Genomic DNA, 15,735 nt, shown 5'->3' on the forward strand with positions numbered 1-15,735 from the left:
GCCGATGTGCTCAGCCGCATCGCCGACATCCCACAGAGCCGGCTCCACGAACTGCTCCCCTGGAACTGGCGCGTCACAGACGATCAACGCCAAGCGGCCTGATCCGCGGTTCTCACCGGATGCATACTTTTTCTCTCCCGAAACAACGCCATTAACGGGAGACGAAGAGGCAATTTTCTATGAAAAATACAGATTGCTGATCAATGAATGGCAGCAACTCAAGTTTGAATGAAAATATGCGGAAAGAAAGTTCATTCGTCCTACAATAACGATCGACCCTTCCTCGTCATTCAGATGCCAAGTTTGCGTCCCTAACAGCGGACCTTCCGCTTAATGAGAGCCTCTCTGCATAATGTCTTCTGGCTGAAGCCCGCCATACATTCCGCAGACGACTACGCCTTTTCGACGACCAGTCTATGCCCATAGCGCTCCAGCAATGCACGTAGAACTTGGGCACTGGAATAAGCGGCAAAATGTTGATGTCCGTCCTCCTTGTCTGGATCTGCGAAATCACATACGCCTTTGAGTGCGAAGTATTGTGGATGTGGTCGGGATGCAGCTTGAGCAGCAGCAAACAGGCCATAGATCTCCATTTCAACGCCAATCAATTCTTGATGCTGCGCGCGAATTTCTTTGATCACTTCACCGTCGGCAAGCACTGCGGATCCTGATGCAACAGGGCCAACATGTATCTGAGGTACACCGGAAGGCGTTCCTTCAAACTCCGTGGCGATCATTCCAAGGGCATTTTTGTCGCCGCGCAACTGTTCGATATGGCTGCGCACCTGCGCCGATGCGGGTAATTGATGGGGACGTATAGAGAACTGGGTATTTTCTTTGTCTCGAGCACGCTTTCCGCTCTGGAAATCCCAAGATGGGTCTGCAAAGAGCACATCTCCAAGCTTCACCTTCCCACGAACCCCTGCACAAATTCCGGTCATGGCCACAAGCTGAGGCTTGAGTTTCTCGACGATAGCCGCTGTCCGCAAAGCCGTAGAAACCATTCCCATGCGCGGCGCGGATGTCACACTGACTTTTAGAGTCCTGCCACCCGATTCAAACCACCCGTCATGAACGAAAACCATGTCATCGATAGGGCGCGATGCTGACCAGTTCCATGGCAGTTTTAGCACTTCTTCCATTTCTGGTTTCGCCAAAGCGCAGATGATCGCAATATCGCTTGGCTTCTCGCTCGGACCGTTGGCGATTTTTAATTGATCGAGCAAATATCGTGCACAGTTGGTAGCGCGATTGAACCAGTCGTCATTATCCGCCGAAAATTCCAAAACCGTCCATGTGTACGCCTCGAAATCCCGAAGTACCGAAGCGCCGACCTCTCGGTCAGCTGTTATCCCCAGTATATGACGCGGTGGGTTAGATACTTCACCCTCTCGAATCTCAAAAAGAAGGTCGGCGGAATGCTGGATCGACTCGTCACTTTCCGGCCACAACGGTATGAGAATATCCAGAATGAGAAGATCGTAATTATGCTGTTCCATCTTCTCGCGCGCAGAAACAGTACAACTAACAAGATCAATCTCGTTCCGATTAATGCCAATTTTGGAAAATGCCGCAATCAAGCGGTCGTAACGCTTCGGACGGTCATCGACGATCAATATTCTCACTGCGAGTTCCTAGTGATGCCAGCCTCGGCCAGTGTCGAAGCGAGGACAGTTTTCCATTCGTCAAAGGTCGAATTGTAGTGAAGGACCGCCCGCAACACCTCCGGAAATTCGTCGATCAGTTCGGCTCTTAACTGCGCGAGATCAACCGTGCTCCCACCTTCGCGGACAAAGCCTTCATAGCCTGTAATTACTACGGTCGGGCAGACTATCTCCGCCATCGCCATATGCCGGAGAACCTCTGTTCCACCAAAGCCTTGAGGACGACCGCCGCGTTCACGCTCACCCACATCGAAGGTGGGCAAGGACATATCGAGAATTAAAAGATTTATGTCCGACGTTTCTAGCGCATCAAGCGCAGAGTTGACGGACCGTGCCGACAAAACAGTCGCGCGCGGGGTGAGCTCACTAAGAAGCTTCTCGATATGCCGTCGCTTTGGAGCCTCATCCTCAACCAGCAGGATGGACGTTTCAATTGTCGTCACTCGCACCTCCCGTTGACAAACGCACCTCGTAGGTCACATCAAGGCGGAAACGCCCTTCGGCCGTGAACGCAAACTTAATTGATCCGCGATCTGATTGCGTAACGACCGCTGCGAGCTTGGCAAAGCCACTTCCCCCTTCTGTTCGTGTCCGGCGGTCATGTGATCCTTCCTCGATCATCTTGCGGATTACATTGGCTTGCCGTTCCTTGTCGGCGCGAAAGGAGGGGCGGCAGTCACTGACGACCACAAGTGACAATGTCGAATCCGCTTCATTCCATTGTGCCGTCACATCCACCTTTGGCGATTTCATTCCAGAATGCTTGCGTGCATTGCCCAAGCCGACGAACACGACGTCATGGACGAACACGAGATTGGAGGCAGGAAGCTCGAGATCGCCTTGTGCGTTCTGGCTAATTTGCGGGGAGAAGCCTCGTTGTGACTTCAACGCAGTGTCCACACCGATTTTGAGTATCTGCTCGAGGGAGAACAGGCGATGCTGCCTTAGCGTATCTGCATGTACGAACCATTGCGCGACCTCATCGAGTTTGATTTGCACCTCACTGGAAGCGCCGCCCATGGTAGCATCGAATTCGAGCCATGCACCGTCCTGCTCAGCCAGCTCACGAATTCGCGCTCGCACGATATCGAACTCGTTAATTATGCGAGATTTCATGTCGTCGGTGATGAAAGTTCGTATCTGTGATAGGGAACTTTCGATACCAGTCCATAATATGGGCAAAACAACACGAATGAATTCAGAAAAATTTAAATCTAGCCTGATTAGAGCTCGAGCAAGACTGATCATATTACGATTAAGCGTCAGCAATATCATCCCTTGCGGCTTTTCAATGCTACGAAGATGAAAGTAAGCGTCCTTTGCCTGCATTAGTATCTCATCAAACTTTATAGCGAAATTCCGCAGAGCATTGTCAATTTCACGCTGCGCTGTTTCATCAGCATGATCAAAACGATTGAGCCAGACGTTATTGCGATGATATTCACCAGCCTCTGACTCTCGCGTTGTGATCAGATCAGCAAATTCGAGAGGGCCGCGAATGAGCCCAATGAAACTTTGGTGGCGAACACGTTTCGACAGATAGAAGTCGAGCCCGAAGGCCGCATTAGTGAGAAACTCTTCACCAAGGCGTCTCAATATGCTGACAAGTACGGCATCGGCTTCATTGTCAGGGACGAAAGCGGCTTTGTTGGCAGAATTTCGTTCAATCTCCTGAAGTACGTCGTCGAACGACTGCGGTCCCAATACATCGATATCCACCAGATCGCGATATCGCCCGTAATCTTCCGCCAGTTCACGTAATGCCCAGCGCATGAGGCCGTCGCTATCAACATGGATACGCGTACTGTCTACAATCCAACGACCATCGTCCATCTCGAGATCGTTGGCGATCAGAATGATTTCACTTTGATAGATTTCTAGATTTTTGCTGTCGAACCGAGAGAGCAAGCCACAGATGGCCTGCCTTTCCTCAAGAATGGCTCGCGTACCTGAAAACAGCCGTGAAAGGTCAAGAATACCGGGTACACACACCTTGCGGAAAAAGTAGATAAGCTCATGTCGATCAATATTCAGCAACCCGAACTGTAAATCAGAGGGACGCGCTACGGCCAAACGACGCAACGCATGGCCTGTAGCAAAGCGCATCATTGAAGCAGTTTCGCTTACCTCCTGCTCTGACCAGAGAAGATGGAGCGCGTTAGGTGCTGCTAGTGAACGATCTACAGCTTTGAAATCTTTCCATAGATAATTTTTCAAAGCGCTGACGACGGGCAGAAACCGCGCGTGCGTGGGGCTGCGTGTTCCCTCATTCGCAATGAGAGAAATCACTTCCTGCCGCATGCCTTGAGCCCAAAAGACGTGAAGCTGCACAAGCGCGCCTAAATTCCGCAGAGATTGCGGCCATGTGTCACTCAAGTCTGCCAACGCGTCGCCAGCGAGCCCATATTCACCGCGATCAATATGGCCGATAGCACGGATTAAACGACAGGATTTTGCTGGGTCGGCTCCAGGGCAGGAAGCTTCGTACCAAGCCTTATCAGTGGGGCTGCACGCGCTGCCATCACGGCTGCATCCATACCCCCATAATCGGTCCTCAATGCCTCGATAGGGGCTATTGAGCCCGACCAGCCAAGGCTGCCATGGCTGGTCAGGTCTGATCCGGCGTAATTGCATGAGGCATTCAAATAGGCCTGCGGCCAAGGGGAGCCCACGAAGGTTCAAAGCTAGCTTGGTCAGTTGAGCCCAGGCATCTTCCGATCCGTTGGATCGGCGTTGCACCCGTGCGATCAGCTCGGCGACCTCTGTCGGCCTTGCACTGACCGGATTACGCTCGCGGCTAGCAGATGCCAGCGCCAGGCCTGCATATATATACTCCCAAGGATCGTCCGATGTGATGCGACACGCGAGGCGCATCGCGCGGTACAAGCGCCCTTCGAACAAAGCGTCAGAAATTTCGGTGATCCGGACAGGGAGGGCGAACTGACGTGTTGAATCGAGAATTTCGGTTATTTTCCATAGCCTGAAATCATCGACGTCTATGCTGGCGATGCAGTCAACGATGAGCGTTGCCCGCTCCGGGTCCGGCTGGCGCCGCACAAGCTCTTGCAGTACAGCGACAAATGTCTCGTAAATGTCAGTTATGCCGTGACTTTGCTCAACGCGCAAAATCTCGGCAAGCCCCTCGTCGGTGTTAGGGAATTCATTCTTGAGACGATATCGGTCATAAGTTTTTGTCGGTTCGCTGTGCTGCGTCAGCCCTGTTATGCGCTGGTCGATATCATCAAGAAATTTGGACAAGGTTGTGCGATCCTCATTTCGCACGCTAGTATGATAGACCGTGAAATTAAGCAGCCCAGCACGATGAATATTACGTAACTGTGCTGAATAGCGTTTCTGCCGTTCCAGTCCACCGGCCAGATGTTCAAGCGCCAGACGTAGCTGGACAGACCAAAGGGAGACGCCGAGCGCTTCTTGGATAGCGTCAATCCCGGCGATTGCAGATTCATATTCGCCCGCGAAGGCGGCTTGCTGAACGAGTGCCACTGCTTTGTTGAACAAGTTCAGCTTCTGCGCTTCAGTCCTAAATCGCTCGGTGAGCCATAATAGTTCATACTCAAGCGATATGGCTGGAGCTTTGGAATAGATACCTGTGAGATCATCATAGCCGGTCGGAATGCTTGTAAGATCACCAAGCTGCGCCTGAGTTTGCTCTGCCAACCATTCGAGGTAAGGGCGATATTCACTGGGGCTGATGGCAGCACGCGCGTCCAACAGCAGATCCTGAAATGATGAACGGAACACGCGATGTGGTAGAACACGCTGGTTCTCGACAAATCGGCGAGATCTGAATTGTGAGATCAAGCCACGAAACCGATTCTGAAATTGTATAAAAGCCTGCGTGCTATCCGTTTTCGTACTCAACATCATACCCGTAGAAGCCCCCCGCCGTTCCTCCCAACTTGACCGCATTCTTTGGAGAAACGATAATCGTAAGACATTCGTCGACGCGGGTCGAGATGAGTTTGAACAAGAAATAGAACCTTTGTAAAATACAGAGATCGAGATCGGAGGCTTGACAAGCCCTGAGGCATACCACCCATGGGACAATACAATGTCCGCTTAGGTCAGGGTCGTGTCTCGAAGCGGACCGTCGCGAAAGTCCCAGTTCTTGCCGCAAAGCGGCCCGGCGGTATGAGGCCAATGCAAGCCATTGAGGTAAGCGTAGCAATCAGCCTGCGTTCCAGATTTGTTGCCATGCAGCAAATTCCGACGGACGAACCAGGTATCGCGCGAAATTGCCCTCGTGCAAGCCCAGCAACTCCGTTTCTGCGACCTCGGCAAACTGGTCCTGATCGGCCGTTGGGATGAATTCACGGGACGTCGTGACCAGATGCGCGCGCGTTGCCTGTCGGCTCAAGGCGCCGCGCACAACATCCCGAACGACATCGCGCAACTGTTCCCGATAGCGCAGGCGAAACGGGTCTGGCTCACCCATTGATTGACGTACGGCGGCGTAGCGCGCTGCGGATCGCTGATAGGTCCAAAGGAATACGTCGCGCAGCAATGTTATGTCGTTGCGTTCATAGACGCCAAGCGTGGCACGCGTATAAAGGTCGCCTGGAACCTCGGTGAACGACAATGGCGCAAGGTTCGCCCGGATCATGGGTATATTGGCGGCGAGGCGTGATACGCGTTTGTTCACATCGTCAAAGGGCTGAAGATATGGAAGCTGCACCATCATGAAAAAGGCCTGCTCGAATGGATCGTCGATGGCCGCCGCTGTGGCAAGGATTTGATCGAAGCACTCCTCGATGAGACCCGGACCTTCCAGTGGATGAAAAGTTGAACCGTCTATCCCTACGATGATGTGGCGCAGTCGCCCCACCGCCGTAGGGTCAGCTAACAGATTGTTCGCCAATAACGCATGCAGGTTGAGTATCGTATAGCGATTGAACCCGACATCGTTGGCGTTGGCGACGAGAAACTCGATCGCATCCTTATGATTGAGGATCATCTGCGCTTCGCGCGGTCCGCGCCCCTCGGCGGCTTCCCCGAAATCCAGCAGCCGCCGCGTATCGAGCAGCGAATATGTGTTGCCTTCGAGACGGCTGGAATTCCATGCAAGGTCGATAAGCAGCCTGTTCAATATCTGCTTCGCGTAGGTTCCTGCCGCTGCGGCCTCAATCTGCGGCTTGCCGATTGTAGCCAGATGATCGCGCTGCTGCTGGGTCAGATAGAAGGTTTCGTTGGGCCGGTAACGATCCAGGAAGCTGCGTTCATAGCCGACCGGTTGTCGCACCGCGACGGGCTGGCGCACATAGGCAAGGACAGCGCTGCCTTCAGGTGATATCGGGACGATGTCGGCTGGGTCAGGCTGGGCGATGATCTCATCACCATGGTGATATCGGGCTGCACGCCCGTCGCCGGTAAGGCGTAGCCGACCCGCGTCAACCAATGCGCGAAGACGATATTGGAGGGTACGACGGGCACCAGGTTCCGCGAGCGCGCCAGTGATCTGCGCTGCTGACGCACCATCCGGGAATTGGGCCACGGCGGCCTCGATCGCTTGTAGGTCAGCTTCAGGTATTGGTCGTGCCACATAAATTCCTTAGTTGCGCAAAAGATAAATCGCGCAACTATAAGAGTCAATGCGCAACTAATCGCGGTTGTGCGCAATTTCGCGGGAATTCGCGCAAGCTTGCAAGCGGTGGCCGGGTTATGCTTGGAAGGCGGAGCAGGCGGCTCTTTGGATCGGCCCTTCTTGTCATTTTGCTCTCATGCGCTTTGCAAAGATTGGAGCATGGGTGCCTTCCGACCAACCTTTCAGCAGTTATCCAAGGGAAGGAGAGGGTGGGGGGTGAATGCTCCCATTTTGGGAGTGATTTTTTATCCGCGGAACCCCGGGCGTGATAGTATCGACCAAAAGGAGGATCGCATGAGCGGAACGGAAGACAAACCCATTCCAGGTGAACCGCCGCAGAGCTCAGATCTGGAAAAGCCAAAAGCAGCACATTGGCTCTGGCGACCCTGGTATGCCAAGTCATGGTGGACAGCAGCTGCAATATTCTGGCTGATTGCGTTTTTCGCGCCGAATCTGTTTCTGAACACAAATCATGTCGCCCCACTCATCCTGCTCTTTCATCCATTCCTGATGGTACCAGCACTGGGTTTTGGGTTCTTTCGAACGTGGTTCCGCCATCACTCTTCCAGTAGCGAGAGCAGCGGGATATCAGCCGGTCACTTAGATGCAAACGGGCGGCATGATCGCGAATTTCGACGTATGGATCCCACAAATCCCGCTAACTCAAGATACTACGCGCATCCCGGCAATCCAACCAGCACAGAGTGGCTCGACAAACATGTCCGTGGCAAACACTAGCGATCCTCAGATGATTGTTTTCCATCACCCAGGCCTGACTGACGATCACCGCTAAATCGACCGCTTTCTAGAATTTGGGATTGTTCCATCGATGTTAAAGGTGCTGTCAGGTCCCAAGTCCCGCGACCGGCTGCGGCTTGGCTAAGATAGTGATCACGGAGGCCTTCTGCCCCCAGAATGCGACTGCTCAATACCGATGTGAACGCTTGGTGCGGGTCGTTTGCTCTGGATGCGGCCTTCTCAGCGGCGGAAATCACATTGCGAACGTCGTAATTCAAAATGTCGATATTCGCTGCGGCATCGGTAGATGCGGAACCAGTATCGGACGTTTCAAATCCTCCCTGCCCACTGAAACTACCGCGCGAATGACGATCGTTGCCCTTTCCAGATCCGCTACTTTCTACCGAGCCGCCAAGTGACGCGCCGACAGAAGTGCGATTGGTAACCTGGTGACTGGCACTACGCGACAGCGACCGCGTCCATCCTGTCTGCGTCATGATTGCCTGAACATCACGCTGAAGCGTATCGGCCACCTGCGGCTTCAACCGCCATTCGCCCTTGCGATCCATCTCGAACCCGCCGCGCAGCCAGTTTGCCATCATGGCATGGCCTTCCGCCCCGCCGCCCAAAAAATGTTCGACCGTATCTGGCCCAGCCTGTTTGCCTGCCTCGAACCGCGTGCTGGTGTCCGAGCGCGCCGACTTGCTGAACCCGGTGCTGCTCGATACCAACAGGTCGTTATGGGCAAAACTCAGCCGAGCCCGCCCACCCTTGGCGATCGCGCCGAGCTGGCTTTCGTTGATGAGGCCCGCCTGCCACATCTGCGCAGCGGTCTGCGGCGTCAGATTGAGGTTGAGGTCGCCATTCTGGTCCATCGCAATCTGTCTTTTGGTAAGGTCGGCGCCATTGTCGCGCAGCAATCCTTGCATCCGGGTCAGCCTCTCATTCTCGACGATGCGGCCAAGCCGTTCGTTGCGCGCCCGATCGGCGATGCCCGCCGTGCCGTCCACGGCCATATCGACCTGGTTCCCGGCGGTACGGCTGAGCGCCTGGATGAAGCTGTCGAGCCGCGCGGCCTCGCGCACCGAAGTTCCTGCCACTGCCGCCCCTTGCGCAAACCCAAAATTCTCGCTCTGCCGCCGCTGTTCGCCAATGCGCGCGGCCGAGCGCGTGCCGTCCGGGCCAACTTCGCGCTGCGCGTCGAGCTTTCCCGACCGCTCGGCAAAATCATAGCCCGCCGCTTCCCGCGTCCGTCCATAGACGCTCGTGCCTTCACGCGCGGCCTCCGCAGTCGCACCATCGGCTGCTCCCAACTGGGTGGCGGCATTATAGCTTTCCAAGGCATGCATCACCTGCGCCTCATTGCGCCCGGTCGCACGCGAAAGCTGGGTGATGGCACTCGAGCGTGCTTCTCCAGACAGCGCGTTGATGAAGGATACACGCCGCCCGGTTTCGTCGATCGACAGGCTGAGCATGGAGGCTGCTTCTCGTTGCCCGGCATTGCTGCCCGTCCGCCAGCCCTGCTCGGTTGCCACATTGCCACGCTCCACCTGGGTGACATGGTCCCCGGCATAGTCACGGCGACCTTCCATCGCGCCGACCGTCATCTGCGCTGCGGTCAGGTCATTGCGCAACATCTGCTCCTGATCGAAAGCATTGGCGCTGAGCTTGGCGAAAGTCGGATCAGCAGCAGCCTGCCCGATCAGAGTCGAAGCTTTGAGCGCTGCGTCCTTCGCATCATAACCGTTGCGCTCAAAATGGCGCTGGGTGCCAGACAACATCATGTCATAGGCGCGATTGTCGCCGAAGGCCTTCCACTGCACCATATTCTGGGCGAACGCCGCAAACGCCCGCTCACCCGATTGCCCTTCGCCAAAATAGCTGGTGCCAAGCGCCCGCAACGCATCCTTCTGGGCAAAGTCATGAATAGCGCCGGTCGTGGCACTGGCGCGCACCGCCTGCGTGATCGCGGGATCAGAAAGATCGCGCCCTAAAAGCGCTGGCGACAGCCCGCCCAACTCTCGCGCCGCATCAATGCCGCCCAGCGCCATAGCGCTGTTTCCGGCGAGCCCGCTGCCATGATCGCCGATCACGCTGCCCGCTGAACCAAAGGCGCGGTTGCCGCCAAAGGTTGAGCGCTCACCAAAGTCCCCGAAGCTCGATGCTGCACCGCGCCGGGCCATCGTCCCGCTAGCCGATGCCTGCAATTCCAGCGCCGAGGCAAACCCTTCCCGCGTCATAAGGGGTGCGGCCGCCGCGCTACCCTGGCCCTGTGCCTGCAACGCGCCACCGGTGAAGGAAGAGAAGACATTGCCCGAAAAGCGGAACACCGTGAACACGAATGCGCCAGCAAGGCCAGCGGCGGCCGTGCGAAACGTCCCGAATATCGCCAGCGCCTTCATCGCCGAAGAGGGGGCGAGCATCCAGGCATTGACGGCCACATGGTTGGACCGCATTTCGGCCAGCACCCCCATCGCCCGGCCCAGGGTGAGCTGATAAATGCCCGCATCGATCACGCCCCACATGGCGACGAATACGAACAGTCCGAGCGCAAAACTAGCTACCCGAAGGTTGATGGGGGTCAGGATGAATAGCAGCGCGATCGGCATCACGAACAGCATGATGCCAAAGACCGTCGCACGAATGGTCGGCATCCACTGATTGGCGACCGACATGGTCGAAAGCCCGCTTGAAACGACTGCCCGGTTCGCCATGACCCGCGCGGCAGTCGCTGGACTATCCTCGTACAGCACATCTCCCACGCTGTTGCCCAGCAATATGTCACTCATGAAGGCCTGGAGCGTGAGCGGCGTCCCCATCATCACCTCGCCCATTTGTCCAAGCCGGGTGCGACAGCGGGTGAGCTGACTGGCGTCTGCCACATCATAGCCTGTGCTCTGGCACACTTGGCGGGAATACTCCTCAAACAAGGTGGAGTCATTGAGACGCGACTGGATATGATCCCAGCTTCCCTGGCACGACATGGTCGTGCCCGCCTTGTCGGCCGAGGTGAGCACTGTGCTGAACGTCGCTGGTCCCGCCATGGCGGCGAAGGCTGCGGGAAGATCGGTCGTCCCGCGGAACAGCTGGTCGTCATCCACGCCATAGGCAGGCGATATGCGGGCAACCGGATAGCATTGCCGGACATAATCCTTGATCGTGGCATCGAGAAAACTGTCGGTCATCGGCCCGCGCCGTGACACTGCGTTCAAGAACAGGTCGAAGGAATGACCGCCGGTCCCAAATTCCAGCTTGGCGCTGGGATCAAGACTATTGTCGTCGATGGTTTCGGCAAGCGCCCGTTCCATCAAATTGGTGACGCCTGCGACCAGGACGATCAGGTTGGGCACGTCGCCGACCGCCTGATAGGCATTGCGCACCCGGTCATAGACATGGACGGTACCGGTCGTGGCGATCAGCCCGACAAAGAGGCCAACACCCATGAGCATCTGGAAGCCGAACCCGACAAGGCCCATGCCCTGGCCACGAATGGAGGCCAGCACGACGCCCAGCGCTAATCCTACGACCGCGCAGATCAGGACGAGCGTTTCATAGCGTGGGTCGCCAAAGATCATCGAAACCAGGCGGAACGCTTCGACCGTTTCGGCAAAGCCATCATAGGTGTGGAAACTTGATTCCAGGGCAAAGGCCTGCGTGGAGCCAAGTAGCAAGGGAAGAGCGGACAGGGCGCGAACAAGGCGACGCATCGGTGGAGCCTTTCCTGGATGTTCAGCGATTGGTGCCGGAAACGGTGCCGGTCGCCTCTCGCGCGTCGCGATCGCGGGTGCGTAGCAGGCTTGCATAATTGGCCGAGAGATTGGCCTGGGCGAGCGCTGCCATATAGCTTTGCCGCATCTGCGCGCGCTGGCGCAGCACTTCGTCGTGCAGGTCGCGCAGCTGCTCCATGCCCTTGGTAAGGATGCGCGTCTGGCAGATATTGGCATTCGCGCCATCGGCTGCGCCTGCAACGTTCGCCCCCCGCTCGGCATTCGACACCGCGAAGTCGATCGAGCGGGTGAGATCGTTGAGCATCTGATAGGCAAGCGTCAGCGCAACAAGTTCGTCCGTGTCGGCAATGACACTGTCGGACACGCCCTGGCGCACCCCCCATTCGAGCAGGCGATAGACCGGCAAGGTGCGCACATTGGCGACAAATTGCCGTTCCTCGGCGGACAGCGCGGCGCGTGTGCGGATTTTCGTGGCGATTGAGTTCATGCGCGCCTGCGCCAGTTCGAGCGCGCCCTTGCCGCCGTCTGCCGCGCAGTCTGTGGCGGTGGGCGGCATAGCGAGCGCCCGGCTCTGGACTTTGCCGGCCAGAAAATCCTGCGAACTCTCGCTGTCCTGATGCGGGCAGGCCGGGATGGCCGAGAAGATCGGCACCTTGTCGGTCGCGTCCCAGCGCATATAAACGTCGCCGACCCGCGCGCGCATGACGCCTGCCCAGTCGCCTGCACCCACGCGCGTGGCTGCATGCGACAGCAGCGAACCGGTACGAAAGATGTCGGTTACCTCGGCCGGACAATTGGCCAGCGCGTCCTTCAAATCTTCGGTCGGATTATTCTGGTTTGCCTGGATCTTCTCGCGGCTTTGCTGATAGCTTTTGGCAAAGCCCTGTTTCACCGATTTATAGCCGGTCATTTCCTCAATGATGCCCGACATATTGTCATCGCCTTTGGCGATCTGGACCATGCGATTGGCGAGGCGGCAGTCATTGACCTGGATGGAATTGAGGAAATTGGTCGCAGCCTCCATCTTCGAGATGATGAAACGGTCTATTCCGCACAGTCCAAAACCTATGATCGTGTCTATGTGCTCGCTCCGGTAGGTTCGTCGCTGGTCACTGGTAAGAACTATTACACGGCCATCACCCGCGCGCGCTTTGGGGTGAAGCTTTGGACGGAGAGCGTGGATCGCCTGATCGAAAAGCTTGAACGCAATTCTGGCACGAAGACCTCTGCGCTCGAAGGGCTCGGTCGGCTCGACAAGGACAGCGTCAAGGGCAGGGCAGTCAGACATGGGCAACGCTGGGACGAGCTGCGGCTGCTACAGCAGGCGAATCGGGAAGCGCGCAAAATGCTGACATTTGATGGGCGACAGAGGCGATCACAGCCGATACCTGACAGTCTGGCGGCGAGCCTTGTCGGCCGCGCGCAGTCAGTTGCAAACATGCTCGATCGGTGGCTGACGTCATTGCTTGGCAAGTCCGACGACCAACACCGGCAGACTAACGATCAAGCAGCGTCACGACAATCTGATGGTAATTCGCCAACCCAATCGCGTGATTATCGAGGTGGTCATGACCATTAAATTGGCGACCTGCGCTTGCCGTATTGCGATCGCATTGCTCGCAATGTTGATGCTGACTCAATCTTCGCCCGCACAAGCCAGATCAAAGCTGCCTGCATTGCACGAAATGACGATTGGAAAATGTATCAGGCAGGCAGCGGCGGGACACGAATGGCTCGAAAGGACGCTGTGGGGCCTGCGCGATCAGGAAGGTGGGTGGATTGGTGCCGAGATTTTGAACACAGACGGCAGCTATGATTTGGGACCGATGCAGGTCAATAGTTGGTGGGTGGGACGGATTTCCAAAATCCTCCGCCATAGCGGGTCGGATGTGCGCCATTGGTTGATCCACGATGCCTGTTTCAATGTGCGGGCCGCACGTTGGATATTTCTATCTGCGCTCGCTGTGACGGGTGATTATTGGCAGGCTGTTGGCGCCTACCATAGTCCGACAAAGCTGCGTCAGCAGCGCTATCGGGCGAATGTCGCGGAAAAACTGATTAAAAGATTTGGGTCAGATTTATTCGAATGAAAATATGCCAAGTTGCAAGTAAATCAGAAAACCAACTGCCATAACTATTTGGAAAGCGCACAAATTAACTATAATATGGATACTCGATAATTGCAGTTATCATAGAAGCGGAATTGACCGCTCTCTATAAGGTGCGTATAGGCGCGGCTGAGGAGCGCAGGGCATCATGGGCACTGAAACCGCCCAGGAAGGGCAGAAAACCTCTGTGGCGACGCCGGAGGCGTTCATGCCGGTCCTCAGATCACCGGCCGACCTTGCATGGACAATCGTGCAGATGCGCGCCGGCGAGCGTGTTATCGTCAACGAGGCGCTGATCGCGGCTTATCAGGCCGCCTCGTCGCCCCACAGCATCCGCGCGCTCAAATCCGACGCCGAGGCGTTCGACGCCTGGTGTCGGCGCACCAACCGCATCGCGTTGCCGGCCACAGCCGAGACTGTGGCCGATTATCTCGATGTGCGGGCAGGGAAGGGGAGCCGGCCTGCTTCGCTCGCGCGCTACAAGGCGTCGATCGCCAAGATCCACCAATTGCTCGACCTCAAGGATCCGACGTCGGCACCTTTGGTCAAGCTGCGTCTGCAGGCTGTGCGCCGCGAGAAGGGGGCGGCGCAGAAGCAGGCGCGGCCGCTGCGGTTCAAAGGGCCGGTGCGCGACGTCGAGCGCGACAAGGCGCGTGGGCTCAACATCCGCGCGCTGCTCGAGAGCTGCGAAGACGATCTGCCGGGCCTTCGCGATCGTGCATTGCTGTCGGCGGCCTATGACACCGGCCTGCGAGCCTCCGAACTCGTGGCGGTAGCCGTCGAGCATATCGAGGAGGCGATCGATCCCGAGGCACGGTTGCTGCAGATCCTGCGGAGCAAGGGCGACCAGGACGGAGAGGGGGCAACCGCCTACCTCAGCCCGCGCACCGTGGGAGCGATTGTGGCCTGGACCGAGGCGGCTGAGATCACGGTGGGGCCGCTGTTCCGACGGGTGCAGGTGCGGCGGTACAAGGCCCGCGCCACCGTGCGGGGGCGGCCGATCGACAGTATATCAGGCAGGGAAACGTGGGATCTGCGCAAGACGCTATCCAAGCCGGCGGTGAAGGCGCGCGTCGAATATGACATCGGCACCGTCGCGCTGCACCCGGGCTCGATCGGGCCGATCTTTCGGTCGATCATCCAGCGGGCGTTCGATCGCGGCGCGCTGCCCGATCTGACCGCAGAGGATTTGGCCAGATTGCTAAAAGGGATCAGCGCGCATTCGACACGGATTGGGCTGAACCAGGATCTGTTCGCGAGTGGCGAGGACTTGGCCGGCATTATGGATGCGCTCCGGTGGAAATCGCCGCGGATGCCGCTCGCCTACAACCGCAACCTCGCCGCTGAGCATGGCGCTGCAGGTCGCCTCATGGCGAAAATTGCTTAGCCGTCAGCGCCGAGATCGAACGAAAGCTGGGACACTTCCGCCGTTCCTGACTCACGGCTTGAATGGCTGCTTCTGTCTGAAGCAAACGATGCCGATGGACAGAGGGTCTGACCGTAGATGTGCCGAACCTTTGGGAAGAACTCGTTAGTGCGAGAACGGATCCAGCTGAGCAATACGGCTGGAAGCACGGCGCGCCGGCGGCTAGATCGGTTCAGGGAATTACTATCTCGTGGGGGCGGAGTGCTGACTTCAATTGGGATTGCTGGCGAGGCGACATATCCAGCCGCAGGTGAGAAGCTCACCAACCTTAAAAAGATCAACTACCTATTCGGTCACAATGGCTGCGGGAAGACAACCGTATCCTGGCTGCGCAATGCGCCACATATGGCGCGGCGATCTGGATGAGAAGTTTCCGTCAATCAGGATGAGAACTGATCGTCGCGGTTTTCAAGTGGTGCCTGCTTTGATTGACGCTGGCAAGCGCTACTCGCAGGTTTGATTGTCGCTG

General features: G+C 56.8%; 9 protein-coding genes and 1 pseudogene. 4 read left to right on the forward strand and 6 right to left on the reverse strand.

What is annotated here, in order from left to right; translation table 11 throughout:
- Window positions 1-232 (forward strand): hypothetical protein (locus WA070_RS00050; protein WP_422632206.1); only part of this gene is annotated, 232 nt, incomplete at its 5' end.
- Between the two features lie 160 nt (window positions 233-392).
- On the opposite strand, the gene WA070_RS00055 is transcribed toward WA070_RS00050, so the two are convergent.
- The 4 genes from WA070_RS00055 to WA070_RS00070 form a co-directional block, all read right to left on the reverse strand.
- The gene (locus WA070_RS00055; RefSeq protein ID WP_422632200.1) at window positions 393-1,616 is read right to left on the reverse strand and encodes a hypothetical protein; all 1,224 of its coding nucleotides are present in this window, start codon (window positions 1,614-1,616) and stop codon (window positions 393-395) included.
- Between the two features lie 5 nt (window positions 1,617-1,621).
- Window positions 1,622-2,107 (reverse strand): response regulator, encoded by a 486-nt coding sequence (locus tag WA070_RS00060; RefSeq protein WP_422632201.1) that lies wholly within the window; start codon window positions 2,105-2,107, stop codon window positions 1,622-1,624.
- On the reverse strand, window positions 2,094-5,396 hold the full coding sequence (locus WA070_RS00065; RefSeq protein WP_422632202.1) for a hypothetical protein: 3,303 nt from the start codon (window positions 5,394-5,396) through the stop codon (window positions 2,094-2,096). Before WA070_RS00065 ends, WA070_RS00060 begins: the two co-directional genes overlap by 14 nt.
- A 457-nt stretch (window positions 5,397-5,853) precedes the next feature.
- Window positions 5,854-7,224 carry a Fic family protein gene (locus WA070_RS00070; protein ID WP_422632203.1) on the reverse strand — a complete coding sequence of 457 codons (1,371 nt, stop codon included), beginning with the start codon at window positions 7,222-7,224 and terminating at the stop codon, window positions 5,854-5,856.
- Window positions 7,225-7,560: 336 nt separating this feature from the next.
- On the opposite strand from WA070_RS00070, the gene WA070_RS00075 reads away from it, so the two are divergent.
- The gene (locus tag WA070_RS00075; protein WP_217672981.1) at window positions 7,561-8,004 is read left to right on the forward strand and encodes a hypothetical protein; all 444 of its coding nucleotides are present in this window, start codon (window positions 7,561-7,563) and stop codon (window positions 8,002-8,004) included.
- On the opposite strand, the gene WA070_RS00080 is transcribed toward WA070_RS00075, so the two are convergent.
- Together WA070_RS00080 and WA070_RS00085 are read right to left on the reverse strand one after the other, a co-directional pair.
- Window positions 8,001-11,711: a conjugal transfer protein TraG N-terminal domain-containing protein gene (locus tag WA070_RS00080; RefSeq protein ID WP_422632204.1), complete on the reverse strand. Its 3,711-nt coding sequence runs from the start codon at window positions 11,709-11,711 to the stop codon at window positions 8,001-8,003. The two genes, WA070_RS00075 and WA070_RS00080, sit on opposite strands and share 4 nt — an antisense overlap.
- A gap of 22 nt (window positions 11,712-11,733) precedes the next feature.
- A pseudogene (locus WA070_RS00085) lies at window positions 11,734-12,768 on the reverse strand (conjugal transfer protein TraH); the annotation flags it as partial.
- 532 nt (window positions 12,769-13,300) lie between these two features.
- Between WA070_RS00085 and WA070_RS00090 the strand changes: the two are divergent.
- Window positions 13,301-13,822: a lytic transglycosylase domain-containing protein gene (locus tag WA070_RS00090; RefSeq protein ID WP_422632205.1), complete on the forward strand. Its 522-nt coding sequence runs from the start codon at window positions 13,301-13,303 to the stop codon at window positions 13,820-13,822.
- A 166-nt stretch (window positions 13,823-13,988) separates the two neighbouring features.
- The gene (locus WA070_RS00095; RefSeq protein WP_086486022.1) at window positions 13,989-15,227 is read left to right on the forward strand and encodes an integrase; all 1,239 of its coding nucleotides are present in this window, start codon (window positions 13,989-13,991) and stop codon (window positions 15,225-15,227) included.
- Window positions 15,228-15,735: the final 508 nt, after the last annotated feature.

It is taken from the genome of Sphingobium sp., assembly GCF_049304695.1.
Taxonomy (GTDB): Bacteria; Pseudomonadota; Alphaproteobacteria; order Sphingomonadales; family Sphingomonadaceae; genus Sphingobium.

What these genes read in the sequence shown, in the direction of transcription:
- WA070_RS00075 (WP_217672981.1), top strand. Translation starts at nt 7,561, where the DNA reads ATGAGCGGAACGGAAGACAAACCCATTCCAGGTGAACCGCCGCAGAGC.
- WA070_RS00080 (WP_422632204.1), bottom strand. Translation starts at nt 11,711, where the DNA reads ATGCGTCGCCTTGTTCGCGCCCTGTCCGCTCTTCCCTTGCTACTTGGC.
- WA070_RS00090 (WP_422632205.1), top strand. Translation starts at nt 13,301, where the DNA reads ATGACCATTAAATTGGCGACCTGCGCTTGCCGTATTGCGATCGCATTG.
- WA070_RS00095 (WP_086486022.1), top strand. Translation starts at nt 13,989, where the DNA reads ATGGGCACTGAAACCGCCCAGGAAGGGCAGAAAACCTCTGTGGCGACG.